The 24,519-nt window shown below is 52.2% G+C and carries 22 protein-coding genes and 2 tRNA genes; 13 read left to right on the forward strand and 11 right to left on the reverse strand.

Going from position 1 to position 24,519, the window contains the following annotated elements:
* Position 1 precedes the first annotated feature (1 nt).
* Both astB and astE read left to right on the forward strand, forming a co-directional pair.
* Positions 2–1,345 (forward strand): N-succinylarginine dihydrolase, encoded by a 1,344-nt coding sequence (astB, locus tag EDF78_RS19390; RefSeq protein ID WP_133823707.1) that lies wholly within the window; start codon positions 2–4, stop codon positions 1,343–1,345.
* Between the two features lie 20 nt (positions 1,346–1,365).
* Complete coding sequence (gene astE, locus EDF78_RS19395; RefSeq protein WP_133823708.1) at positions 1,366–2,346, forward strand: succinylglutamate desuccinylase; 981 nt, start codon at positions 1,366–1,368, stop codon at positions 2,344–2,346.
* A 243-nt stretch (positions 2,347–2,589) separates the two neighbouring features.
* Here astE and EDF78_RS19400 read toward each other — a convergent pair.
* Positions 2,590–2,679: transfer RNA gene (locus EDF78_RS19400), tRNA-Ser, on the reverse strand.
* A 276-nt stretch (positions 2,680–2,955) separates the two neighbouring features.
* On the opposite strand from EDF78_RS19400, the gene EDF78_RS25850 reads away from it, so the two are divergent.
* The gene (locus EDF78_RS25850; protein ID WP_243839468.1) at positions 2,956–4,188 is read left to right on the forward strand and encodes a GolD/DthD family dehydrogenase; all 1,233 of its coding nucleotides are present in this window, start codon (positions 2,956–2,958) and stop codon (positions 4,186–4,188) included.
* Positions 4,189–4,258: 70 nt separating this feature from the next.
* Here EDF78_RS25850 and EDF78_RS19410 read toward each other — a convergent pair.
* Positions 4,259–4,348 (reverse strand) — tRNA-Ser (locus tag EDF78_RS19410).
* Between the two features lie 396 nt (positions 4,349–4,744).
* Here EDF78_RS19410 and EDF78_RS19415 point away from each other — a divergent pair.
* The 4 genes from EDF78_RS19415 to EDF78_RS19430 all read left to right on the forward strand — a co-directional run bounded on the left by EDF78_RS19415 (position 4,745) and on the right by EDF78_RS19430 (position 8,717).
* Complete coding sequence (locus EDF78_RS19415; protein ID WP_119822296.1) at positions 4,745–6,223, forward strand: oligopeptide:H+ symporter; 1,479 nt, start codon at positions 4,745–4,747, stop codon at positions 6,221–6,223.
* 125 nt (positions 6,224–6,348) lie between these two features.
* Entirely contained in the window at positions 6,349–7,290 is a 942-nt protein-coding gene (ghrA, locus tag EDF78_RS19420; protein ID WP_095922405.1) for a glyoxylate/hydroxypyruvate reductase GhrA, read from the forward strand.
* 68 nt (positions 7,291–7,358) lie between these two features.
* Complete coding sequence (locus EDF78_RS19425; RefSeq protein WP_095922404.1) at positions 7,359–8,099, forward strand: phosphatase; 741 nt, start codon at positions 7,359–7,361, stop codon at positions 8,097–8,099.
* 60 nt (positions 8,100–8,159) lie between these two features.
* Entirely contained in the window at positions 8,160–8,717 is a 558-nt protein-coding gene (locus tag EDF78_RS19430; RefSeq protein WP_133823709.1) for a molecular chaperone, read from the forward strand.
* Between the two features lie 310 nt (positions 8,718–9,027).
* On the opposite strand, the gene EDF78_RS19435 is transcribed toward EDF78_RS19430, so the two are convergent.
* From EDF78_RS19435 to mdtH, 6 genes are all read right to left on the reverse strand, one after another.
* Positions 9,028–10,521: a hypothetical protein gene (locus EDF78_RS19435; protein WP_133823710.1), complete on the reverse strand. Its 1,494-nt coding sequence runs from the start codon at positions 10,519–10,521 to the stop codon at positions 9,028–9,030.
* The gene (locus tag EDF78_RS19440) at positions 10,514–11,437 is read right to left on the reverse strand and encodes a glycosyltransferase family 2 protein (protein ID WP_133823711.1); all 924 of its coding nucleotides are present in this window, start codon (positions 11,435–11,437) and stop codon (positions 10,514–10,516) included. Before EDF78_RS19440 ends, EDF78_RS19435 begins: the two co-directional genes overlap by 8 nt.
* Positions 11,434–11,796: a GtrA family protein gene (locus EDF78_RS19445; protein WP_133823712.1), complete on the reverse strand. Its 363-nt coding sequence runs from the start codon at positions 11,794–11,796 to the stop codon at positions 11,434–11,436. The genes EDF78_RS19440 and EDF78_RS19445 overlap by 4 nt, the downstream gene beginning before the upstream one ends.
* Positions 11,797–12,246: 450 nt before the next feature.
* Positions 12,247–12,810, reverse strand: coding sequence for a lipoprotein (locus tag EDF78_RS19450; RefSeq protein WP_133823713.1), 564 nt, complete (start codon positions 12,808–12,810; stop codon positions 12,247–12,249).
* Between the two features lie 151 nt (positions 12,811–12,961).
* On the reverse strand, positions 12,962–13,609 hold the full coding sequence (gene grxB / locus EDF78_RS19455; protein ID WP_133823714.1) for a glutaredoxin 2: 648 nt from the start codon (positions 13,607–13,609) through the stop codon (positions 12,962–12,964).
* 265 nt (positions 13,610–13,874) lie between these two features.
* Positions 13,875–15,080, reverse strand: a complete 1,206-nt coding sequence (mdtH, locus tag EDF78_RS19460; RefSeq protein ID WP_095922400.1) for a multidrug efflux MFS transporter MdtH — start codon at positions 15,078–15,080, stop codon at positions 13,875–13,877.
* Positions 15,081–15,292: 212 nt separating this feature from the next.
* Here mdtH and rimJ point away from each other — a divergent pair, with 212 nt between their 5' ends.
* The 4 genes from rimJ (at position 15,293) to murJ (ending at position 19,198) form a co-directional block, all read left to right on the forward strand.
* Positions 15,293–15,880, forward strand: a complete 588-nt coding sequence (rimJ, locus tag EDF78_RS19465) for a ribosomal protein S5-alanine N-acetyltransferase (RefSeq protein WP_013575017.1) — start codon at positions 15,293–15,295, stop codon at positions 15,878–15,880.
* A gap of 10 nt (positions 15,881–15,890) precedes the next feature.
* Positions 15,891–16,544, forward strand: coding sequence for a YceH family protein (locus EDF78_RS19470; RefSeq protein WP_095922398.1), 654 nt, complete (start codon positions 15,891–15,893; stop codon positions 16,542–16,544).
* A 12-nt stretch (positions 16,545–16,556) separates the two neighbouring features.
* Entirely contained in the window at positions 16,557–17,471 is a 915-nt protein-coding gene (locus tag EDF78_RS19475) for a Gfo/Idh/MocA family oxidoreductase (RefSeq protein ID WP_119822301.1), read from the forward strand.
* Positions 17,472–17,662: 191 nt separating this feature from the next.
* Positions 17,663–19,198 carry a murein biosynthesis integral membrane protein MurJ gene (gene murJ / locus EDF78_RS19480; protein ID WP_095922396.1) on the forward strand — a complete coding sequence of 512 codons (1,536 nt, stop codon included), beginning with the start codon at positions 17,663–17,665 and terminating at the stop codon, positions 19,196–19,198.
* 66 nt (positions 19,199–19,264) lie between these two features.
* On the opposite strand, the gene argS is transcribed toward murJ, so the two are convergent.
* On the reverse strand, positions 19,265–20,998 hold the full coding sequence (gene argS, locus EDF78_RS19485) for an arginine--tRNA ligase (protein WP_133823715.1): 1,734 nt from the start codon (positions 20,996–20,998) through the stop codon (positions 19,265–19,267).
* Positions 20,999–21,225: 227 nt separating this feature from the next.
* Here argS and EDF78_RS19490 point away from each other — a divergent pair, with 227 nt between their 5' ends.
* Complete coding sequence (locus EDF78_RS19490) at positions 21,226–21,786, forward strand: VOC family protein (protein ID WP_133823716.1); 561 nt, start codon at positions 21,226–21,228, stop codon at positions 21,784–21,786.
* On the opposite strand, the gene EDF78_RS19495 is transcribed toward EDF78_RS19490, so the two are convergent.
* Entirely contained in the window at positions 21,783–22,931 is a 1,149-nt protein-coding gene (locus EDF78_RS19495; RefSeq protein ID WP_133823717.1) for a PatB family C-S lyase, read from the reverse strand. The two genes, EDF78_RS19490 and EDF78_RS19495, sit on opposite strands and share 4 nt — an antisense overlap.
* Positions 22,932–23,044: 113 nt before the next feature.
* Between EDF78_RS19495 and cutC the strand changes: the two genes are divergently transcribed.
* A complete protein-coding gene (gene cutC, locus EDF78_RS19500) occupies positions 23,045–23,803 on the forward strand; it encodes a copper homeostasis protein CutC (protein WP_095922392.1) in 759 nt (252 codons plus the stop codon).
* 344 nt (positions 23,804–24,147) lie between these two features.
* On the opposite strand, the gene EDF78_RS19505 is transcribed toward cutC, so the two are convergent.
* Positions 24,148–24,351: a hypothetical protein gene (locus EDF78_RS19505; protein WP_095922391.1), complete on the reverse strand. Its 204-nt coding sequence runs from the start codon at positions 24,349–24,351 to the stop codon at positions 24,148–24,150.
* Positions 24,352–24,519 lie beyond the last annotated feature (168 nt).

Here is a 24,519-nt window from a genome sequence, read left to right on the forward strand (position 1 = left end):
CATGTCCGGATGTGAAGCAAATTTCGACGGATTAGTCGGGCCGACCCATCATTACGCGGGGCTGTCGTTCGGTAACGAAGCCTCGACAAAAAACCAGAACGCGGTGGCAAACCCGCGTCTGGCGGCAAAGCAGGGCCTACTGAAAATGAAAGCGCTGGCCGATCTTGGTTTTGCGCAGGGGATTTTGCCGCCGCACGAGCGCCCGCATCTGAGCACGTTACGCAAGATGGGCTTTGGCGGCAGCGACCGCGAAGTGTTGCTCAAGGCGCAGGCCTATTCGCCGCGTCTGCTGTCATCGCTGAGTTCGGCATCCTCCATGTGGGTCGCCAATGCTGCCACGGTTTCGCCGTCGGCAGACAGCGCGGACGGGCGCGTGCATTTCACCGTCGCCAACCTGAACAATAAATTTCACCGCGCCATTGAGGCGGAAACCACGTCCGCGATTTTGCGTGCCACGTTCCATGCTGATAAGTATTTTGCCCATCATGATGCGCTGCCGCAGGTGGCGGCGCTGGGCGATGAAGGGGCGGCTAATCACAACCGGTTATGCGGTGCCTACGATAAACCCGGCGTGCAGGTATTTGTTTACGGACGTGACGGGCTGGTCACCGGTGAAAACGAGCCGGTGCGTTATCCGGCGCGTCAGACACGTTTAGCCAGCGACGCCGTGGCGCGTCTGCATCAGCTTGATGAAAAGCGCACGGTGTTTATTCAGCAGAATCCGCAAGCCATCGACAGCGGTGTTTTTCACAACGACGTGATTTCGGTCAGCAACGGAAACGTGCTGTTCCACCATGAACAGGCGTTTGTGAATTCAGATAAAGCGCTGGCGGAAATCCGCAAAAAAATGGCGGCGCTTGAGCTGGATTTCTTACCCATTGAAGTGCCGCAGTCGAAAGTATCGCTCGACGATGCGGTGGCGACGTATCTGTTTAACAGCCAGTTGCTGAGTAAAACGGATGGCAAAATGATGCTGGTGGTGCCGGAAGAATCGCGGCAGCACAGCGGCGTCTGGGCGTATCTGTCGGCGCTGAAAGACAGCGGCGGACCGGTCGATCAGATTGAAGTGTTTGATCTGCGCGAAAGTATGCGTAACGGCGGCGGCCCGGCCTGTCTGCGTCTGCGGGTGGCGCTCAACCGCAACGAACTGAATGCAGTAAATGTCGCCTCGCTGATGAGTGACAGTCAGTTCGCACGGCTCAACACCTGGGTGGACACGCATTACCGTGACCGGATGCAGACCAAAGATCTGGCGGATCCGCAACTGCTGACCGAAGTGCGCACGGCGTTAGATGAGCTGACCAATATTCTCGGGCTGGGTGCGATTTATCCCTTCCAGCGCTGAGCCATCACAGGAGTGAGTGTATGTTTGATTTACTGGCGACGACGCTTTCCGGCGACGCGGTGACAGAACCCGCCGGACAAACCGAAACGCTGGACTGGCAATGGCGCGGCGAAGGTATCCTCGAACTGTCACCGCGCCAGCCGTGTGAGGTGGCGGTGGTGATTTCCGCCGGTATCCACGGTAATGAAACCGCGCCGATAGAATTGCTGAATCAGCTGGTCAGTGAGTTGCTTGCAGGCGAACGGCCGTTGCGCGTCCGGCTGCTGGTATTGCTGGGTAATCCGCCATCGATGCGCATCAATAAGCGATTTGCCGATGCGGACATGAACCGCATGTTTGGCGGACGTCATGCGCGTTATACGCCAAACGATGAAACCCGCCGGGCGCAGGAACTCGAGCAGGTGATGGCGCTGTTTTACCGCAGTGCGACGGCTGCGGGCACCACGCAGCGGTTCCATTACGATTTGCACACGGCGATCCGCGGATCGAAACATGTGCGTTTTGGTTTATTGCCGCTACAGTCGCGACCAAAAAGCGACGCGATGCTGGCGTGGCTCGGGGCCGCCGGGCTGGATGCGCTGGTGCATCACCGTTCGCCGGGTGGCACTTTTACGCATTTCAGCAGCGATGTTTTTCAGGCTGACAGTTGCACACTCGAACTGGGCAAGGCGCTGCCGTTTGGCAGCAACGATCACACGCAGTTCACCGGTATCCGCCGCGCGCTGGAAACGCTGGTCAGCGGCGAACCGTTGCCCGTGCGTGAAGCCACTGCGCCGCTGATGCATTACCGCGTGGTGCAGGATGTGATCCGCTCAGAAGACGATTTCCGGCTCTTTATCCCGGCGGATGCACTGAATTTTACGGCGTTCACCCAGGGTTTTGTGATCGCGCAGGAAAGCGGCAAAACTTACCGGGTGGAAGCGGAGGAGGAAGTGGTGTTGTTCCCTAATCCAAATGTGGCCCTGGGATTAAGGGCAGGGCTGATGCTGGTGAAGATGTGATGAGTAAAAGCAATGTAGTTGCCATTAAAACCCCACCCCAACCCTCCCCTTCGCAGGGGAGGGAGCAGCTCGAGTGTTTACTCTTCCCCCTGCGAAGGGGGAGGCGGGGAGGGGGTATTAATGGCGGCACGAGAAGCTGAGGTGTGTGCAGGGAATGATGTTGCCTGCCAGCAAAATCGCCCCGGCATGAACCACACCAAAAGAAAAGGGCCCTGATTTTCATCAGGACCCTTTTCTTTAATATGGCGGTGAGGGAGGGGTTCGAACCCTCGATACGATTTCTCGTATACACACTTTCCAGGCGTGCTCCTTCAGCCACTCAGACACCTCACCGTGTTCGTTACAGCGCGAGCATTGCAACGGGGCGCTACTATAGGGAGACAGCCGAAAAGGGTCAAGCAGAATTTCGGCGTTTTGCATCAGACGCTCAGAGTCTGTGCAGCCCTGCCGGATTGACCTCCAATCTGTGAAACACCTCAATAGCCGTTGCTACTGAGTGCCATTCTCTCAGGCTGCTGGCAATGAGAGAAAGGTTTCATCCCCCGCCTGTTTTTTATACTCAATCCGCGTCCCTTCCTCACAATAATTTTCAATCAGGATACAGCGGAAATGACTTCATCACCTGCCTTTGAAAACCCGTCAGAAATGTCGAAAGTCGTCTTTGGTATGCCCGTCAAACTTTTCTGGGGCTATATCGCCATTGCTATTTTTATGACCGGCGATGGCGTCGAACTGGCTTTTTTATCGAAATACATCATTGATATCGGCTTTAACGTTTCGCAAAGCGCGATGGTCTTCACTGTCTATGCCGTCACTGCTGCGATTGCCAGCTGGTTGTCCGGCGGCATCAGTGAGATTTATGGCCCGCGTAAAATTATGGCGCTGGGCGTTGTCTGGTGGGTCGTGCTCCATGTGCTGTTTATCCACTTCGGACTCGCTGCCAAAAATTATCCGTTAATTCTGGTGTTCTACGCGCTGCGCGGTTTTGCCTATCCGCTGTTCTTCTACGCGTTCTATGTGCTGGTCGTACAAAGAACACCTTCACACAGGCTGGCGTCGGCGACCGGGTGGATCTGGTCGATGTTCACTATCGGTTACGGCATTATCGCTTCGTTTCTGCCGAGCATTGCTGTTGTGACTGGCGCATCGGCAGGGATCGGACTGGCGATCACCGAACTGATGCTCCAGCTCGGTGCCACCGTCGTGATGGTGGATAAGGCTCCACAGGTTGTCGTGCAGGCCGGGAAACTTACCGGTGACGGGTTCGGGATCGCGGCTGATTTGTCGGACATCGCCGCCATTCCCGCGCTGATTGAGCAGGTTATCGGCCGTTACGGGAGGATTGATATTCTGGTGAACAACGCCGGGATCGGCATTCTCGAAGCGGCCTCTCAGGTGAAAAAAGAGAGCTGGGATGCCACATTGTTAGTGAATCTGACCGCACCCTATTTTCTCTCGCAGGCTGCCGGAAAGTACATGATTGCTCAGAAATACGGGCGCATTGTGAATATCGCTTCGCAGGCGAGTGTGATTGCGCTGGAGAATCATGCGGCGTATTGCACCAGCAAGGCCGGTCTGGTGATCGCGTCAAAAGTACTGGCGGCGGAGTGGGGGCAATTTGGCATAACGGTCAATACGATTTCACCGACGGTGGTAGAAACAGAATTAGGTAAACGCTACTGGCAGGGGGAAAGAGCGACGGCCATGACGGCAAAAATTCCCGCAGGTCGATTTGCGATGCCGGATGAAATTGCCGGTGCGGTAGCCTATCTGGTCAGTGAAAAGGCCGGGATGATCACCGGCGAAAATCTTATCGTTGACGGTGGCTATACGATTATCTGAGGTCGGTTTTACGAATTGTGCAAACCAAAAAAAAGGTCCTGATTTTCATCAGGACCTTTTTTCTTTAATGTGGTGGAGAGAGAGGGGTTCGAACCCTCGATACGATTGCTCATATACACACTTTCCAGGCGTGCTCCTTCAGCCACTCAGACACCTCTCCAGCTGTCAGCCACACCGCAGTGCTGCTGACCGGCGCTAATGTAGGGAAAACTGAGGTCAGCGTCAACCCTCTTTTGCAGGATCTTTACCGATTAGACAAACTTAGAACAATCTGATGATTTACAGAGCAAAAAATGCGTGAAGGATGAGCAGCGGTCATGCGGTCACGTTGCGTGATTAATCTCGCTTATCATCGTGAATAAATAATTAGCATAACTGCATAAAAGCACAATTTACCGGCAAACGCTTTTTGTGACGGCAAAATAGCAAGATATGTTGTGGCGATCGCCGGTGGTAGCGGTATAACAATGCACTCTAAAAAAATGCTTCGTATAAGAACTGCACAAGTCACCATTTGAAGCAGAGTTTATCTATCAGATAAGGACAGGGGTCTTTCTTGAGTCAGTCAAATAACACCACATCGCAGCACCGGACGGCGATACCTGCCGGCGCGGGCACGTTATTCTTCGTTCAGACATTCGCGACGCTCGGCTTTGCGGTGCTGTATTCCACGCTGGTCCTGTACGCGACCAAAAAACTCGGCTTCAGCGAAGATAACGCCAACGCCATCATGGGCGTGTTCGGCGCGTTCAACTACGGGCTGCACATGTTCGGCGGCTACCTCGGCGGGCGTTATCTGAGTAACCGGAATCTGTTTGTGCTGGGCATGGTGTTGCAGGTCTTTGGCTGCGCACTGATTGCGCTGGAGGGCGTGACCGGGTTGTACTGGGGGCTGGCAATGTTCCTGACCGGCAGCGGGCTGAATGTCACCTGCCTGAATATGATGCTGACGCAGCGATTCGCGCCGGACGATGACCGCCGGGAATCCGCGTTTCTGTGGAATTACGCCGGGATGAACCTCGGCTTCTTTATCGGTTTTGCGGTGGCAGGGTATTTCCAGCTGAGCGAAAACTACCGTGCGCTGTTCCTGTTCGCCACGCTGGGGAATGTGGCGGCGATTGTCGTGACGATCTCCCGCTGGTCAATTCTGGCTGATATCAGTACGCCGCTGAAAGACGTCAGCCGCAGTCAGTGGTTGCGCAGACTGGCGGTCGGTATTGCCATTCTGATCGTGCTGGTGCCGGTGATCCGTATGTTGCTGACCCACGCAGAATTCAGCAGTTACTTTGTCGTCGCGCTGGGCATTGTGATTTTCGCCTTGATGACGCTGGTCACTTTCCGCCATCGTGATGCGGATGAACGCCGCCGGATGAAGGCGTATCTGCTGCTGGCGCTCGGTTCGCTGGTGTTCTGGACGTTATATCAGCTGGCACCAATGGGGCTGATGTTGTTCTCTGAACATAATATCGACCTGAACGTTTACGGTATCCGCGTGGCACCGCAGTGGATCCAGAACATCAATACCGTTGTGATCGTCATTGGCGGCCCGCTGATGGCGCTGTGGTTCAATCGCCTGCGTCAGCGCGGCTGGAACATCGATATTCCGGCGCAGTTCTCGGCATCCCTGTTCTGTATGGGGCTGGGCATGCTGGTACTGCCTTTCGGCATCCATCTGGCGGGCGGCGACGGTCTGGTGGCGTTCAAATGGATTGCCATCAGCTATCTGCTGCAAAGTATCGGTGAGTTACTGATTTCGCCGATCGGCTACGCCATGATTGGCAAACTGGCTCCGGCGCGTTATCAGGGCGTGATGATGGGTTGCTGGATGATGGTTACAGGCGTGGCCTCGGTACTGGCGAGTTACATTTCCGGGCTGATGCCACAAAACGCGGGCAGCACGCCGGTGCTGACCAATCCGGGCTACAGCCAGGTATTCAATGCGCTGGGCTGGGGAGCGGTTGCGACGGGTGTTGTGCTGCTGGTGCTTATTCCGCTGCTGCGCCGGATGATCCGCCGCGAGCCTGCCACCGCCTGATGTTATCGCAGTATCACCATGTCACCTTACAAGCCCCGGATTCCGGGGCTTGTTCTTTTTTACTCCACAGGGTTGCATCCTGATGATATTCAGGGAAATCTGTCTGTTCACAGGAGGCTTCCCCGATGAACATTATTTTTTACCACCCTACAGCTGATGCAAAACCCTGGATTGACGGAATAACCCAACGATTGCCGCAGGCCAACATGCGCGTGTGGAATGCCAGCGATGACCAACCGGCGGATTATGCGCTGGTCTGGCGACCGCCGCATGCCATGCTGGCGGCGCGTACCATGCTGAAAGGCATTTTTGCGCTCGGGGCGGGGGTCGATGCGATCCTCACGCAGGAACAGCGTCAGCCGGGCACCTTGCCTGCCGGTGTGCCGCTGTTGCGCCTTGAGGATACCGGCATGGCGTTGCAGATGCAGGAATACGCACTGGCCTGCGTGCTGCGTTATTTCCGCCGGATGGATGAATACCAGCTGTTCCAGCAACAGAAGCAGTGGCGTCCGCTGACACCGCACTCCCGCAGTGATTTTACTGTCGGTATTCTCGGTGCCGGCGTGCTCGGCAGTCGCGTGGCAGAGGCGCTGGTGGCGATGCAGTTTAACGTCCGCACCTGGAGCCGCAGTGCCAAGTCGCAGCAGGGCGTGCAGAGTTTCTTTGGTGATGACCAACTGGCGGCGTTCGCCGGGGGCTGCAAAGTCCTGATCAATCTGTTGCCCAATACCCCGCACACCGCCGGTATTCTCAATCATCAACTGTTCACACATCTCCCGCATAATGCCTATCTGATTAACCTTGGCCGTGGCGGACATCTGGTGGAAGGCGATTTGCTGCGCGCGCTCGACAGCGGGCAGATTGCGGCGGCCACGCTCGACGTTTTTGTCGAAGAGCCGTTGCCGGGCATGCACCCGTTCTGGTCGCATCCGCGTGTCAGCATCACGCCACACGTCGGTGCGGATACCTTGCCGGAGCAGGCGATGGACAGCATCGTCAGCAATATTCTGGCGATAGAAGCGGGGCGCGAGCCAGCCGGACGTGTCGATCCTGCGCGGGGTTACTGACTTTCATCTGCTAACATTATCAATGCTGCGGTTATTTCGCCGCAGCGGAATACTTTCGAGGAGAGCACATGCCGTACCCGGTTGATTTACATATGCATACTGTTGCCAGCACCCACGCCTACAGCACGTTACATGATTACATTGATGAAGCAGCGGAAAAGGGCATTAAGCTGTTTGCCATTACCGATCATGGCCCTGATATGGCCGATGCGCCGCACTACTGGCACTTTATGAATATGCGGGTCTGGCCGCGTCTGGTAAACGGGATCGGTATCCTGCGCGGTATTGAATCAAACATTAAAAACATTCATGGCGATATCGACTGTACCGGCCCGATGCTCAAAGAAATCGACGTCATTATTGCCGGTTTCCATGAGCCGGTCATGCAACCTGTCGATAAAGAGACCCATACTGCGGCGGTGATTGCGGCGATGGCTGGCGGTGAAGTGCATATTATTTCCCATCCGGGTAACCCGAAATACCCGATTGATATTCCGGCCGTGGCGGCCGCTGCCGCGAAATATAACGTCGCGCTGGAGCTGAATAATTCGTCGTTTATTCATTCACGCGTCGGCAGTGAGCCAAACTGCCGCGCCATTGCGCTGGCAGTCAAAGAAGCCGGTGGCTGGCTGGCGCTGGGATCGGATTCGCATATCGCGTATTCCCTCGGCGGCTTTGAACATTGCGAACGTATTTTGCGCGACATTGATTTCCCGCAAGACCGTATCCTTAACGTCAGTCCGCGTCGTTTCCTTGATTTTCTGGAAAAACGTGGCCGCGCGCCCATTGCTGAATTAAGCGAACTGTGACATTGTCGCGACCAAATTGCGGGTGATTAACCCTTTTCACTGTCTGATCTGGTGACTGTTATGAATGAATTTTCCATTGTCTGCCGTGTGCTGGGCACGCTGTTTTACCGCCAGCCGCAGGATCCGTTACTGGTTCCGCTGTTTGGTCTGATTCAGGACGGCAAGCTGCGTGAACACTGGCCGCTGGAGCAGGATGCGTTGCTGATCCGTTTGCAGGAAAGCGCCAATCCTGAAGCGCTGGCCGCTGAGTTTAACCGTCTGTTTGTCGGCTCAGAATGCGCGGTATCGCCTTTCCGCAGCGATTACGTTGAGGGTGCCAGCGAAATGGATGTGCGGACATTCCTGCAACAGCGCGGCATGCCGTTGGGTGAAACACCTGCCGACCATTTCGGTGCCATGTTACTGGCGGCCTCCTGGCTGGAAGACCAGTCGCAGGAAGACGAAGTCAGTGCGCAGATTACCCTTTTCGATGAGTTACTCTTCCCGTGGTGCGGAAAATTCCTCGGCAAAGTAGAAGCCCATGCCACCAGCGGTTTCTACCGCACGCTGTCTGAAATCAGCCGCGAAGCCTTGCAGGTCATGCGTGACGAGCTGGAAGAACATATCTCGAAGCCGTAAATTGTTGATTTCATGTTTGTCAATTCCCCCCCAAAATGCCCTCTAAAACCAGGATCAGAATTTCCTGTTTTAGGGGGTACTACATTCAGTTTTCTACGACTTTGAAACCGCCAGGGCTCTCTAGCCTGAATCGCGGTCATCTTGATAATTTTCTTTCATTTATGCGCTCTTATGTCCTGGCAATGTCTGAATGTCTATCCCGTGGGCGGTATAAAGTCGTTCTGTGAGTGACTAGGAGCCAGTAAAATTAGCTGGATGCTATAAAAAAAGGCTCTGATTTAAAGAGCCTGAATGAGTAGTTGTATTTTAATTAAATCTTATTTCTTTTGTAAACTATAAAGTATGAACTTATGTTTGCTATTTTTTTATACTCTATATGATAATCATCTAAATTTATTTCTGTATCAGAGAAAACAACATCGAAAGGCTTTGTGTTGAATCCATCTTCATAGTCTTTTAGGGTGATCACCGTATATATCCTTTTGGCATCCATGCAAGAAGATAGCGTGTTAAATTTAAAAGCATCCTTCGCAATTATTAATGAGGAGTCATTGTGTATGTTTAAACAGTCATTGCTTTGTTTTAAAAATAAATTTTCGACCTTGTTTTTATCAAGGTTGATATGTAAGGATAGTAAGGATATGATTATTAATGTAATGTAAGCTATTGGTTTGTTTAATTTTGCAATGCAAAGAAAGCTAGCGGAGAATATCAATGAGTAGAATGGAATTGAAGGGTAAATATAGCGTGACATTTTATATGGCGCAAAGTATATGGCGCCAATAATAAAGACAGAGATGGACATAAAAATCCATATTCTAAATCTTTCATTTTCAGATCCTTTAACTGCGTAATAAATGGTATATAAGCTTGCCAATATTACCAGTATTGTGAGAATTGGGAATGAAGATGCTATGTCGCTATAAATTTTAAAGGCTGCTAGTATGTTGTCTTGAAACGAAAAAACCTTACCTGCTGCTTCAGTAGTACGATAGTTAATGTTAAAGTATCGAGGGTAAATAGCGAAGGAGAATATCAGGCTAGTAATAAAATAAAAAGAAAGTTTTTTAAGATATGAGTCTCCACATATTTTCTTGAAATTTATTAAAAGTAATAGAGATGAGGGTATTATCAAAAATATAGAAAAATACCCAGTTAAAAAGGTAACTCCAGTTATGAATGCGTATAGTGCTAGTTGAGAATATTTAATTTCAGAAGATTTAAAAGCTATATAGGTATAATATACATAAATAACAAATATCATTTCCTGAAATTGATAAGGCCGAAGGAAAGCGGTGTTTGATATTGCAAGGTATGATGTGTAAGCGATAAAGGCACACAAAATAGAGGCATGTATATGTCCAGTAAGTTTTACTATAAGCTTTACTGTAAAGAAAAATGAAATGCACATAAATAAAACATTTAACTGAGCTAACCAAAAAACAATGTTAGACACAGATGACATTTCTAATGGGCTCATCCACAGGCGTAAAAAACTATAATATAAGTTGCTATGTGGTAAATCTCGATTGTTTATCCAAAGTTTCCCAATGTCTTTGAAGGCATTGAATATTCCTCCATGAGGAAGATACATTGAACTTCGAATCTCATCACCTGTCATACCAAAAAATCCGTCGCCAAGAGTGCTAAATCCAATGGATTTGTATGATGACAATATGATTGAAAGCGACTCATCCACGTGCAGACCAGTTTTTATGGAAATAAAGTACTCACGTAACATTATAAGAATAACAATGCATAATATGAATGTTAACTCATGGGAGTATTTGAGCTTGTTAAACATCTTTTTTTTTCCTTACTATATATCTAGGTCTGTTTTTAACTTCTACGTATATTCTGCCTATATATTCCCCCAGAACACCTATTCCTATCAATTGTACGCCTCCAAGAAATAGTATAGACACGAGCAAAGATGGATAACCTCTTACCGGGTTCCCAAATACTAGTGTATTAACAATCATCCATGATCCATAAACGAAAGCTACACTAGCAACTAATAACCCAATATATGTCCAAATACGCAGAGGTATTGTGGAAAAACTAGTAATTCCTTCGAGTGCCAGGTTCCAGAGTTTCCAACCATTAAACTTAGTGGTACCAGCTACGCGTTCAGCGCGTGAGTATTCAACGACATCCGTTCTGCCACCAACCCAACTAAGAATGCCTTTCATGAATAAATTTCGCTCAGGCATTAGCTTTATACTTTCAACTATTTCACGAGACATCAGACGAAAATCACCCACGTTCTCTTCAATTTTTGGGTTGCTGATTTTGTTGTGTAACTTGTAGAACCATTCTGCGGTTTTGCGCTTCACATGCCCGTCATTGGAACGGTCGGTGCGCTTTGCTAAAACCATATCTGCACCATCCTTCCATTTTTCGATGAGGATTGGTATGACTTCTATTGGATCCTGTAAATCCACATCGATAGGAATAATAGCATCTCCCGTTGCTTGATCTAGTCCGGCAAATAAAGCAGGTTCTTTCCCAAAGTTTCTCGTGAATGATATTGGAACAACAAACTCATCGGATATTGCCAACCCGGTAATGATTGATTCAGTAGCATCCTTGCTACCATCATTTATGAATATTATTTCAACTAAATAGGGCTTGAGGGCTTCAAGTTCACGCACTGCTTTATAAAAAATAGGGATTGCATCTTCTTCATTGAAGACAGGGACAACAAGAGAAATCTTCATTTCTCCTCCTTAAACACCACAAATTTTGAATATAGAAAACCTATAAACAGGCTAATTGTTGAGAAAACGATAAGCGTCAGTAGTGGGTTAAGTTCGATTTTATCTGCGACGAAACCACACAAAAGAGCCAGACACCCCATAAACCCTACATACATGAAGTATTTGATCGGTGTGTGTTCTGATTGGAATGTCCATTTTGCATTCACAAAGAAGCTAAACGTAACGGCCACGCAAAATCCTGAGAAGTTGCTGATCATTTGGTCTTGATCGGAGAGGAGATACATTATTGCAAATGTTAGCCAATGTATGGCCGTGTTAAGGCCACCGACCAGAGTATATTTAATGAAGACTTTTAACATGTTGAGTTTCTTATGTAGAACGATTGACGGATCCTAACACCTACTTCATGGAAGGCAAGGAAGCGTAAAGAAATGTTATGCATTTTTACATGCACTCAGACCTAACCGCACCCATTAACTTTATTCCCTGACAAGTCATTAGCGCATGCTAGCCCGTTCAAAAACGAAGGGTCCATTACTAAGCTGTGTATATAACCAGTTATTGTGAGGCGTTCTTGCCAAAATATTTCGACATTAAAAGAGCTATCATTAGCAGTGTCACTCAGGGTCAGCAATGCAGCCAGATCCTGACAGCAGGGCGGTTCGCTTAGATGTAGTACTTACTGGAAGAACAGTTACTGCAGGATCTGGATGACGCGGAAGAAGACGACCAGTAATCCTGACGACTGACATAAAAAAGCCCGGCGGTGAGTGATCACGCCGGGCTTTTTCATGGCAAGGTTTTGCCGGTCAGTCAGTGAACGGGATCACCAACTGTCCCGGTTTCACTTCTATCCCTTTCGCCAGATTTTTCGCCATCGCTTCGCCTTTGCTGCGATCGCCATTAAGCACATACGCCGGGCGCTGGTTGAAATAGGTGTTCAGCGAGTTGTTCAGATAAGGCATCAGGCCTTTCATCACGTTATCCATTTTCTCAGGTTTGATGGTGTAATCAGATACCTGCATATCCCGCAGGAAAATGGCGCCTTTTTCACGGTCATAGGTCGGATGCGCTTTCAGGGTCAGGTGCATATCGGCTTTCTGCGGGCCGAACAGGGAGGAAATATCGACATGAGCGTCGCCGGTCAGCGTCACGATGCCCGGCTCAGCGCGGCCAATCTGGCTGCTGAGATGGGTCAGTACCAGTTTTGCATCCACCAGTCCCGGAACACCCAACTGTTTTTCGAAGTTGTTGTTCTTTTGCAGATAATCATTCACCTGCTGTTCGCTGATGGTGTACTGCGTCAGCTGGTTACAGCCTGCCAGCAGGCTGGCACACATCAGTACGGCGGCACCTAAAAATCGCTTTGTCATTCTTCCCTCATTACGTAAAAACTATTTTGTCAGCATGACCGCAAAGCGGCATTGCTCCAATCAGACAACGCTGATTAGCCTAAGTGCTGAAGGGAGGGAAGAAAAGGGGAAATTGCCGGAAGCGCACTTCCGGCAGATAGGATTGACGGGCTTAACTTGCCAGGCGGGTGAGTAAATTAACCTGCGTTTGTTTCGCCATGTTGTCGCGATAAGCCTGCACACGTGAAGGCCAGTCGATACCCTGAACAATCGACAGTGAACGCAGCAGCGGCCACAGATTAATATCATCCTCAGAAAGTTCGCCATTCACCGCATTCGGCTCGACGATCAGCTTGTCGAGTGCGCGCAAATCCTGACTGATTTTCTTCACCAGACCTTCGGAATGTTGCAGGTGTTCCGCGAAGCTGCCACTGGCGGCCTGTTTTTTATCGGAGAAGTATTTACGGGCTTCCGGCGTGGAGAATTCTTCCAGCGGCGCGGTAGCAAAACGCGGCAACAGCAGGCGACCGGTGTATTCAGAAACCTGACGCAACCATGCGGCCACCGGGGCATTCAGCGGGCCGGTCAGCAGTGGCTTACCGTCGCTTTTGTCGATGTAATGCACGATGTCCATGCTCTCCGGCATGAAGCCGCCATCCTCTTTTTGCAGGATCGGCACCATCTTTTTACCCACCATCGAAACGGGCGTTTTTTCATCGTCGTTGAGCAGCACCTTGATCTCAACCGGGATATTTTTCAAACCGAAAATCATGCGTGCTTTCACGCAGAATGGGCAATGTTCGTAAACGTAAAGTCTCATCGTTTTTAGCTCCTGTTATCGCCGGCGCTGACCTGTAGGGTGCATGAAAACAGCCGGATGTAGGTTCGGATTTTATCTAACGCTATGATTCAGTATGGGTATAGATGCGGGTGAGATCAAACCTACCTGTCATGCTTGTCGCTGTCACTGTGTTGGCTACGCTCGTTTACCCGAATCACTGACCTTTGTCAGCTCATCGGGATTCACCCGCTTGCCGCCTTGTTACAACGCCAATCATTTTGGGTATTAAAAAATGAGTAAAAGATCAGCCACCGCTGAGCATGGCCGGTTCGATGCGGCGCAGGTTGAACTGCCAGTACAAACCGGTGAGGGTAATGAAACCCACGACGCCGAGTAAAAACCACGGCAGTTCAGGCAGATCCAGGGCGCGGCCGGTGTCGTACATCCAGCCGCCACCGGTGTAACCGATAACGCCGCCAAGCGCCAGACCGAGACGGCTGAAGCCCATGTAGCTGCCGCGCGCGCGGGCATCGGCCAGTGATGCGCTGAGGGTTTCACGCGCCGGTTCGGCAATAATGGAGCCGATATAGAAGAAGCCAATCAGCAGCAATAACGGATTGATAGAGGTGACCAGCCCGACCGGCAGCAGGCTGAGTGTCATGATCAGCAGGCCGAACATCAGACGCTGTTCGAGACGGAAACGTTTTTCGCTCCAGCGGGCAATCGGATACAGCAGCGTCAGGGACAATACGGCTTCGACGGCATACATCCATTTCACCGCCGCCGGACTTCCGGCAACATCATTGACCGCGATCGGCAGCATCAGCATCACCTGCACGGTCAGCATGTAATAGCCGGTCAGCGTCAGCACATAAGCCAGAAAACGACGGTCGCGTAACACGCGCATCATGCCTTCGCGCATCGGCGTACGCAGGGTGGAAATACGGTAAGCGGGTAACAGCCAGGCGTTGCAGGCCGCTGCCAGACAGAAAATAGCGGCACCCGCCCAGCAGACATAATGAAAATCGTACTGCAACAGCCAGCTGCCGATCAGGGCGCCAATGACGGCACCCGCGCTGTCCTGCATCATCATCAGGGAGAAGAAACGGCTGCGCTCGTGCGGACGGGTGAGTTTGATGACCAGCGCGGTACGCGGCGGATCAAACAAGGTGCCGCCAAGGCCGGAGAGAATACAGGAGCACACCAGGATCCACGGCTGGTCAGCCATCGCCATGGTGGCAAATCCGGCGGCACGCAATAACATGCCGGTGATGATCATCGGTTTTGCGCCAAAGCGGTCGGCAATCGCGCCGCCAAAAATGCCTAATCCCTGCTGTGTCAGCTGACGTACGCCCAGTGCCAGACCGACGGCCATGGCGGCCCAGCCAAGCTGATCGACAAATCGGATCGAGATCAACGGAAAAACCACGAAAAAGCCTAAAATAACCAGCGCGTTGTCTAATAACAGAAAATACTTACCCAAGCTCCGAGCTTGTGATACCAGAGACATGCTTCACCATGAGCGATTATTTGTATCCTGTCCGGCAGATACAGAAAGGAGAAAAGACGCATCCAGTCTGAACCGGAATCGGGCAATTAGATAGGGCGCTATTGATAATATTTTTTTATCGTCAAGCCGCGTTCTGACTGGCAGAATTAGCGGTGATCTGTCGTTTCCTATAAATTCTATTTATCGACCCATGCGGGATGTGGAGGGAAGGGATGTTTGGCTACAAATCTGCCGTGCCAAAGGTGCGGCTTACCACTGACCGGATGGTCCTGCGCCTGGTTCATGACCGCGATGCGCACCGGCTGGCTGAATACTACGCTGAGAACCGGGCGTTTCTGAAACCCTGGGAACCGGTCAGGGATGAAAGTCATTGTTATCCTTCCGGCTGGCAGGCGCGTCTGGGGTTAATCACCGAGATGCAAAAACAGGGCAGTGCTTATTATTTTATCCTGCTCGATCCGGACGAAAATCGTGTGATGGGCGTGGCGAATTTCAGTAATGTGCTGCGCGGTTCCTTCCATGCCTGTTTCCTCGGCTATTCGCTGGGTCAGGAATGGCAGGGCAAAGGGCTGATGCAGGAAGCGTTGCAAACCCTTATCCGCTATATGCAACGTCAGCAGAAAATGCACCGCATTATGGCCAATTACATGCCACACAATAAACGCAGCGGTCAGCTTCTCGAACGCCTCGGATTTGAACGTGAGGGTTACGCGAAAGATTACCTGCTGATCGACGGCAAATGGCAGGACCACGTGCTGACGGCACTCACCTGGCAAGAATGGACACCCCCGTCCCGATAAGGAGAGCAAGATGAAACATGAACTCAGCGCCCGGGAAGCCCGTGTCGTGGGCTGTATGCTGGAAAAACAGCTCACCACGCCAGAACAATATCCGATGACCCTCAACGGCCTGACCACGGCCTGCAATCAGAAAACCAACCGCGAACCGGTCATGGAACTGAGCGAAAGTGACGTTCAGCAAACGCTGGATCTCCTGCTGCGTAAACACATTATCCGCACCCTCAGCGGCTCGCGCACCATGAAGTACGAGCATCGTTTTTGTAACTCTGAATTCGGCAATCTCAAATTTTCCCCGCAGGAAGTGGCGGTGGTGACCACACTGTTGCTGCGCGGCGCACAGACGCCGGGCGAGCTGCGCACCCGCACCAACCGCCTGCATGATTTTTCCGATGTCGGCGAAGTCGAACAGACGTTGACCGAACTTGCGAACCGCGAGGACGGCCCGTTTTGCGTGCGTCTGGCCCGCGAACCGGGCAAACGTGAAAGCCGGTTTATGCATCTGTTCAGCGGCGAAGTCAGTGACGCGGTCAGCGCCGCCGACGAACCTGCGTTCAGCGCCGCGCCGGAGAGCGCCGGTCTGGCGGCACGGGTAGAAACGCTGGAGGCGGAAGTCGCGGAACTGAAGCAGCGTCTGGAAAATTTGTTGCAGCATCTGGCCGATTAACAGGAGCAGAGTGTGAGTAAATTGCGTATTGGTGTTATCGGGCTGGGCGGTATCGCGCAAAAGGCGTATCTGCCGGTACTCAGTCATGCACAAAACTGGACGCTGGTGGGCGGTTTTTCCCCTAATCAGCAGAAAGCGCAGGCGGTCTGCGACAGTTACCGGATGGCGAATTATTCGCGGATGGACGAGCTGGCAGGGCAGTGTGACGCCGTTTTTGTGCACAGCAGCACCGCCAGCCATTTTGAAGTGGTCGGACAATTGCTGGCGCAGGGCGTGCATGTGTATGTTGATAAACCGCTGGCTGCAGAACTTGATCAGGCTGAACAGTTGGTTGAACAGGCGCATAAAGCGGGTAAAACGCTGATGGTCGGTTTCAACCGCCGCTTTGCGCCGTTGTACCGCAAGCTGAAGGACCAGATGCAAAATCCTGCGTCGGTGCGCATGGATAAGCACCGTACGGACAGCGTCGGCCCACACGATCTGCGCTTCACCTTGCTGGATGATTATCTGCACGTCGTCGATACCGCGCTGTGGCTGGCGGGCGGCAATGCCAGTCTGGAAAGCGGCCTGATTCAGATTAACGAAGCGAATCAGATGCTCTACGGTGAACATCATTTCCTGTGCGGCGAAACGCTGGTCACCACATCGATGCATCGCCGTGCGGGCACTTTCCGCGAGAGCGTGCAGGCGGTGACTGAGGGCGCGGTGTATCAGCTGGACAACATGCAAATCTGGCGCGAAGAGCAGCAGGATATTCTCACGCAACTTCCGGTGCCCGGCTGGCAAAGTACGCTGACGCAACGTGGATTTGTCGGTGCCATTGAGCACTTTGTCGATTGTGTGAGCAATCACACTGCGCCGGAAACCAGCGGTGAGCAGGCGATTTATGCGCAGGCAATGATCGAGAAAATCTTGCAGGCAGACTAGGGAATACCGCGCAGGATGGTGCGGTTAACAATCTATAACAACATAAAACAACTGCCGGTGGCTATTGCATGGCGGATGCGTAGACTAAGCGCATCTTTGAGCCATGCCGGTTCATCTTTCACGCCTGCTGATGCAGGCGTGGTCGTTTAACTGTCTGAATTACAAGCAAACCGGTAAACAAGAAAAGTGACATGAATCTACTTAAATCTTTGGCAGCCGTCAGTTCAATGACGATGTTCTCACGTGTATTAGGTTTTGCCCGCGATGCCATTGTGGCTCGTGTGTTTGGCGCCGGAATGGTCACCGACGCCTTTTTTGTGGCGTTCAAACTGCCCAATTTACTGAGACGTATTTTTGCAGAAGGCGCATTCTCGCAGGCTTTCGTGCCGATTCTGGCGGAGTACAAAACGCAGCAGGGCGAGGAAGCCACGCGCACCTTTATTGCTTATGTCTCGGGGCTGCTGACACTGGTTCTGGCGATAGTCACGGTGCTGGGTATGATCGCTGCGCCGTGGGTGATTTATATTACCGCGCCGGGCTTTGTCGATTCGCCGGACAAATTTGCGCTGACCAGCTCGCTGCTGCGCATCACCTTTCCGTATATCCTGCTGATTTCACTGGCCTCGCTGGTCGGGGCGATCCTTAACACCTGGAACCGTTTCTCGATACCCGCTTTTGCACCGACCTTCCTCAACGTCAGTATGATCGGTTTTGCGTTGTTCGCGGCACCGTATTTCCATCCCCCGGTGCTGGCGCTGGCCTGGGCGGTGGTGGCCGGTGGGTTGCTGCAACTGGGTTACCAACTGCCGCATCTGAAGAAAATCGGCATGCTGGTGTTGCCGCGTCTGAATCTGAAAGATGCCGGTGTATGGCGTGTGATGCGCCAGATGGGACCGGCGATTTTAGGGGTTTCTGTCAGCCAGATTTCCCTGATCATCAACACGATCTTCGCGTCATTTCTGGTGTCCGGTTCCGTTTCATGGATGTATTACGCTGACCGCCTGATGGAGTTCCCTTCCGGCGTGCTGGGCGTGGCGCTGGGCACCATACTGCTGCCGTCGCTGGCACGCAGTTTCTCCAGCGGTAATCATGGCGAATACAACCGCCTGATGGACTGGGGCTTGCGTCTGTGCTTCCTGCTGGCGCTGCCAAGCTCTGTCGCACTGGGCATTCTGGCGAAACCATTGACGGTCGCGTTGTTCCAGTACGGCAAATTCAGTGCGTTTGATGCCTCGATGACGCAACGTGCGCTGGTAGCGTATTCCGTCGGCCTGATGGGTCTTATCGTCGTGAAAGTGCTGGCACCGGGCTTCTATTCGCGTCAGGACATCAAAACGCCGGTGAAAATTGCCATCATCACCTTGCTGATGACGCAGGTGATGAACCTGGCCTTTATCGGACCGCTGAAACACGCCGGGCTTTCCCTGTCGATTGGGCTGGCGGCCTGTCTGAATGCGTCCCTGTTGTACTGGCAACTGCGTAAGCAGGACATCTTCCAGCCACAACCGGGCTGGAGAATTTTCCTCATCAAGCTGATTGTTGCCGTGGTAGCAATGTCCGCAGCATTGCTTGGCATGATGTACGTGATGCCAGCCTGGGACGTGGGCGGTATGGCCTATCGTCTGGCGCGTCTGGCGGCCGTAGTGGCCGTGGGCGTGGTGGCTTACTTTGCTGTGCTCGGCCTGCTGGGTTTCCGTGTGAAGGAATTTGCCCGCCGGTTAGATTGATTCATCCGAATCTCAGAAACACAAAAGGGCGCCAGAGCGCCCTTTTTTAATGCCACAAACCGCGAATTACATGCGTTCTACGGTTTCGATACCCAGCGTATCCAGACCGGTTTTCAGCGTGCGCTGAGTCAGCAGTGCCAGTTTCAGACGGCTGTTGCGGCTGGTTTCGTCTTCTGCGTTCAGGATCGGGCAGTGCTCGTAGAAGCTGGAGAACAGACCGGCCACGTCGTACAGATACGCGCACATGGTGTGCGGCGTGCCTTCGCGGGCGACGACAGTCAGCACTTCTTCGAACTGCAACAGGCGGGTGGCCAGCGCGGCTTCGCGTTCTTCGCTCAGTACGACCGGTTGGGTCAGGCTGTTCACGTCGATGTCAGCGCGTTTGAAGATGGAGGCCACGCGGGTGTAGGCATATTGCATATAAGGCGCGGTGTTACCTTCGAAGGCCAGCATGTTGTCCCAGTCGAAGATATAATCCGTGGTCCGGCTTTTTGACAGGTCAGCGTATTTGATTGCGCCGATACCTACCGCGTTCACCAGTTTTTCCAGCTCTTCAGCGTCTTTCAGTTCCGGGTTCTTTTCCGTGATCAGCTTACGTGCGCGGTCAATCGCTTCATCCAGCAGATCAGACAGTTTCACCGTGCCGCCAGAGCGGGTTTTGAACGGCTTGCCGTCTTTGCCCAGCATCATGCCGAACATGTGATGTTCGAGCGCCACGGAATCCGGCACGTAACCGGCTTTACGGGCGATGGTCCACGCCTGCATCAGGTGCTGATGCTGACGGGAGTCGATGTAATACAGAACGCGATCCGCACCCAGTGTTTCGTAGCGATATTTCGCGCAGGCGATATCGGTGGTGGTGTACAGGTAGCCGCCATCTTTTTTACGGATGATGACGCCCATCGGGTCGCCTTCTTTGTTTTTGTATTCATCAAGATAGACAACCACCGCGCCTTCGCTGTCGACCGCCAGCCCTTTGGCTTGCAAATCGGCAACGATGCCCGGCAGCATGCTGTTATACAGGCTTTCACCCATCACATCGTCTTCGGTCAGGGTGACGTTCAGGCGGTTATAGGTCAGCTGGTTTTGCTTCATGGTCACGTCGACCAGTTTGCGCCACATTTGCAGGCAATATTCGTCGCCGCCCTGCAACTTCACCACGTAGCCACGTGCACGTTCGGCGAAGGCTTCGTCTTCGTCATAGTTTTTCTTGGCGGCACGGTAGAATTCTTCGAGGTCAGACAGGTTCATGTCCGCCGCGTTTTCGTTCTGCACTTTTTCCAGATAGGCGATCAGCATCCCAAACTGTGTGCCCCAGTCACCGACATGGTTAGCGCGGATCACTTTATGACCGAGCAGTTCATTGGTACGCACGGCCGCGTCACCGATGATGGTGGAACGGATGTGACCGACGTGCATCTCTTTTGCCACGTTCGGCGCAGAGTAGTCGATGACGATGGTTTGCGGTTCAACCGGCGTGATGCCCAGTTTTTCGTCGTTAAGTGCGCTGTCAACGTGTGCGCCCACGAAAGCAGGGTCCAGGAAGATATTGATAAAGCCCGGTCCGGCGATTTCGACTTTGTTAGCAATACCGTTCAGGTCTAACAGTTCAACCACTTTCTCTGCCAGTTGTCGTGGTGGCATACCGAGTTTTTTCGCCACGGACATAACACCATTAGCCTGATAGTCGCCAAACTGTGCTTTAGCGGACTGACGGACTTGCGCTTCGCTGTCGGCAGAAGCGCCTGCAGCGATCAGCGCCTGGCTGACTTTATCTGAAAGAAGTGACTGAATATTCACCGAAGTACCTTTATTTAGGAATGTGGTTGTTTGCTGTTCATCCCAATGCGGACGAACCTAAAATGATGCGTGTTTATATCATATTAGCCCCGCGGCGTCAGTATCGCCGCATGAAGGCAGGTGAGGAAAACGCGTTTCTGCGGCATGTCTCTGGCAACCGGATGAAAGGCTGTGTAAATTACCCGACCCTGAAGACAAGCAAACTAAAATGAGACAGGATAACGGCCATGAAACAGGTGACTGAGTTAGAGGATTTAGCCGGAGATTTGCCGCGTTTTGCCGGTGTGCTGACGGCGTTTGCCGCCAAATTGCAACTCAATCTCGGCGATTTTCATGCGGATCATATTTCAGTCCGTTGCCATCAGAACACCACGGCGGACCGCTGGCGGGCAGGGCTGGAACAATGCGGCAGCCTGCTGAATGAAACCCTGATTAACGGGCGGCCGATTTGTCTGTTTTCGCTTAACGCGCCTTTGCAGGTCGGCCCGCTGAGTATCGATCTGGTGGAATTGCCGTATCCCGGTGATAAGCGTTATCCGCATGAAGGCTGGGAGCACATTGAGATTGTCCTGAAAGGTGACGAGGACGATTTGTATACGCGGGCGCTGGCACTGATTGCCGACGAAGCGCTGATGACGCCCGGTATAAAACTGAAACAAAGTGCGCCAAAGGGCGAGAATGAGCGGTTGCCTAACCCGACGCTGGCGATCACCGACGGGTCAGTGACCATCAAATTCCATCCCCACAGCTTGCGCGATATTGTTGCCAGCGAGAAGGCTGAAGGCTAACGTTCGAGCGACTGCAAGGCGGCCTCCATGCGGTCCATTGCCTTTTCCAGCAATGCCCGCTGGCAACCGAAATTGATGCGCACAAAACCGGGAGCACCAAATGCTGCGCCGCCGGAAAATCCGACGCCAGCTTCTACAAAGAACCGGTACGGATCCTGAACCGGCAATGCGCTGGCATCAATCCAGCCGAGATACGTGCCTTCCGGTGGCAGCATGCGTAATCCCGGCATGGCGTTGATTCTGGCTGTCACTAATTCCCGGTTTACGCGCAAATAGTCGAGTTGTGCGCTGAGCCATTCTTCTCCGTCACGGTAAGCGGCGGTCGCAGCGACATAGGCCAGAATATTGACGTGCGGAACGATGCCTTCGCTGGTATCGAGAAAGTTTTTTCGTAACTGAGGATTAGGGATGATGGCCATTGAGGCGCCGAGACCGGCCAGATTGAAGGTTTTCGACGGCGACAGCAGGGTAATGGAACGCTGTTCTGCATCGGCATTGAGCGAGGCAAACGGGATATGTTTCAGCCCCGGTTCGAGGATCAGGTCGCAGTGAATTTCATCGCAGCACACCACTAAGTTGTGGCGTCGGGCGAACTCCTGCTGTTCCAGCAACTCTTCGCGGCGATATACCGTTCCGCCCGGATTATACGGGTTGCATAACATCAGCAACTTTTCGCTGCCATCCATTTGATTTTTGGCAGCGGCGAAATCGGCCACCCACCGCTGATTCTGCTCAATTACATTAACCGATTTAAAGTGACGCCCTTCGGATTGCGCCGCCTGCATAAACGGCGGGTAAATCGGCGTGGGCATCAGGCTGGTCTCATGCTGACTCACGTTGGCGCGCACGGCGACGTTTAATCCGCACACCAGCCCTGGTAACCAGACAATCCATTCGGGCTCAATAGCCCAGCCATAACGTTCTGCCAGACGTTTTACCACTAAATCAGTCAGTTCCGGCGGAGTAAAACCATACCCGAAGACGCCTTCGGCGACGCGTTGCTGTAACTCTTTGATAACCTGCGGCGGAGACGTGAAATCGGTATCGGCTACCCAAAGTGGAATGACATCCTGATGGGAGTATTTATTCCACTTAACGCTATCACTGTGACTGCGGTCTACCCATAAATCAAAATTGAGTGTCATAGTTAGCTTTCCTAAGCAAGCAGGTTGGGCGGGGATGCTCATCTCAAAGCCTACGCGACATGGCCGGTTACAGACAAGTGTTGTAGCATAATGCCGTAATCAGGAGAGATCACATGACTAAATTAGAAGTGTGTTGTTACAGCGTGGACTGTGCGTTGACAGCAGAACAAGCCGGAGCCGATCGCGTCGAATTATGCGCCAGTCAGGCTGACGGCGGTATTACGCCGAGTTACGGCACCCTGAAACTGGCGAAGGAAAAAGTGACCATCCCGGTACATCCGATTGTACGTCCGCGGGGCGGTGACTTTTGCTACAGCCAGAGTGAGTTTGAGGTGTTGAAAAGTGACATCGCCTGTATCCGCGATCTCGGCTTTCCCGGGCTGGTCGTCGGTATGCTCGATGCGGAAGGGCATATTGATATGCCAAGAATGTGGGAAGTGATGGCGCTGTGCGGCGATATGGCCGTGACATTCCATCGCGCATTCGATATGTGTCTTAACCCGAAGATCGCATTAGAGCAGTTGACTCAGTTAGGGGTGGCGCGCATTCTGACTTCAGGCCAACAGCAAAATGCCGAGGTCGGATTACCGATGCTTCGGGAACTGAATCAGCTGACGCGTGGTCCTATTATTATGGCGGGCGCGGGTGTGCGGCTGACCAACCTGCAAAAGTTTGTCGATATCGGGCTGACCGAATTGCACAGCTCAGCAGGGCGTCAGGTGCCTTCTTCCATGCGCTACCGCAAAGCCGGTGTCACCATGAGTTCTGACACGGATTTTGATGAATTCAGTCGTTATTGCGTAGACGGCGATATTGTTGCCGCAATGAAAAGCACATTGCAGTTTGACGATGAAATATCCCGCACGGCGTAACGACAGCAAATTTAACCGGGTCACACGACCCTTATTGCGTCGCCCTGCGCAAGTACCAGGCCCCGTCACATTGGCGGGGCTTTTTTTATGCGCTCAGCCCCAGGTGAGCAATGCCACGCCAAACATTCCTGCTTTCACGACCAGGCACATCACAAAAAGGCCTAAAACAATCACGGCCCGGTCAAACAGGAATCGGATCCTTCTGCGCATTGGTTTCCCCACGAAATATTCGCGTACTGGTGAATAGGTTTTGCCGAGTTTATACACGAAATGATATGAATCAATCCATTGATTAAGCATACAGAGAGGAAGATTTACAAAGGCTTGTGATAGGGCGCAGGAGGCTACTTCTCGTAGAAATTTTTAATTCTGATGGCGACGTCGATATTGGCCCAGTGTAATTCGTTCTCCTGATGCAGGCTGCTGCTGCCATCTTCCCAGGAAACGTAATACGACACGTTGTCCGCTTGTGATTCAAAAGTATTCATGACAGTACCTTTGATTTCACCGGATCTGTGTTTCACGATGCTGCCTTTAGGGAACTTCATACATCCTCCCGTAACGTCAACGACGATCTCCGCCAGAAAACCCCGATAGCTTTCTGAAAGGTTAGACCTTTTTAACGCAGGATGTACAGCGCAGCGTGAGAGAATATACGGATAAAGTGTGAGGATGATTGACAGGGCACATGCCGCCAGAAAAATCTCCGGCGGCAA

Origin of the sequence: Rahnella sp. BIGb0236, assembly GCF_004364755.1 — a bacterium.
In the GTDB taxonomy this organism is placed as follows: Bacteria; Pseudomonadota; Gammaproteobacteria; order Enterobacterales; family Enterobacteriaceae; genus Rahnella; species Rahnella victoriana.

Excerpts from the sequence above, each read along its gene's own strand:
- astB (WP_133823707.1), top strand. The coding sequence starts at position 2 with ATGTCCGGATGTGAAGCAAATTTCGACGGATTAGTCGGGCCGACCCAT.
- astE (WP_133823708.1), top strand. The coding sequence starts at position 1,366 with ATGTTTGATTTACTGGCGACGACGCTTTCCGGCGACGCGGTGACAGAA.
- EDF78_RS25850 (WP_243839468.1), top strand. The coding sequence starts at position 2,956 with ATGACTTCATCACCTGCCTTTGAAAACCCGTCAGAAATGTCGAAAGTC.
- ghrA (WP_095922405.1), top strand. The coding sequence starts at position 6,349 with ATGAACATTATTTTTTACCACCCTACAGCTGATGCAAAACCCTGGATT.
- EDF78_RS19425 (WP_095922404.1), top strand. The coding sequence starts at position 7,359 with ATGCCGTACCCGGTTGATTTACATATGCATACTGTTGCCAGCACCCAC.
- EDF78_RS19430 (WP_133823709.1), top strand. The coding sequence starts at position 8,160 with ATGAATGAATTTTCCATTGTCTGCCGTGTGCTGGGCACGCTGTTTTAC.
- EDF78_RS19435 (WP_133823710.1), bottom strand. The coding sequence starts at position 10,521 with ATGTTTAACAAGCTCAAATACTCCCATGAGTTAACATTCATATTATGC.
- EDF78_RS19440 (WP_133823711.1), bottom strand. The coding sequence starts at position 11,437 with ATGAAGATTTCTCTTGTTGTCCCTGTCTTCAATGAAGAAGATGCAATC.
- EDF78_RS19445 (WP_133823712.1), bottom strand. The coding sequence starts at position 11,796 with ATGTTAAAAGTCTTCATTAAATATACTCTGGTCGGTGGCCTTAACACG.
- EDF78_RS19450 (WP_133823713.1), bottom strand. The coding sequence starts at position 12,810 with ATGACAAAGCGATTTTTAGGTGCCGCCGTACTGATGTGTGCCAGCCTG.
- grxB (WP_133823714.1), bottom strand. The coding sequence starts at position 13,609 with ATGAGACTTTACGTTTACGAACATTGCCCATTCTGCGTGAAAGCACGC.
- mdtH (WP_095922400.1), bottom strand. The coding sequence starts at position 15,080 with ATGTCTCTGGTATCACAAGCTCGGAGCTTGGGTAAGTATTTTCTGTTA.
- rimJ (WP_013575017.1), top strand. The coding sequence starts at position 15,293 with ATGTTTGGCTACAAATCTGCCGTGCCAAAGGTGCGGCTTACCACTGAC.
- EDF78_RS19470 (WP_095922398.1), top strand. The coding sequence starts at position 15,891 with ATGAAACATGAACTCAGCGCCCGGGAAGCCCGTGTCGTGGGCTGTATG.
- murJ (WP_095922396.1), top strand. The coding sequence starts at position 17,663 with ATGAATCTACTTAAATCTTTGGCAGCCGTCAGTTCAATGACGATGTTC.
- EDF78_RS19490 (WP_133823716.1), top strand. The coding sequence starts at position 21,226 with ATGAAACAGGTGACTGAGTTAGAGGATTTAGCCGGAGATTTGCCGCGT.
- EDF78_RS19495 (WP_133823717.1), bottom strand. The coding sequence starts at position 22,931 with ATGACACTCAATTTTGATTTATGGGTAGACCGCAGTCACAGTGATAGC.
- cutC (WP_095922392.1), top strand. The coding sequence starts at position 23,045 with ATGACTAAATTAGAAGTGTGTTGTTACAGCGTGGACTGTGCGTTGACA.
- EDF78_RS19505 (WP_095922391.1), bottom strand. The coding sequence starts at position 24,351 with ATGAAGTTCCCTAAAGGCAGCATCGTGAAACACAGATCCGGTGAAATC.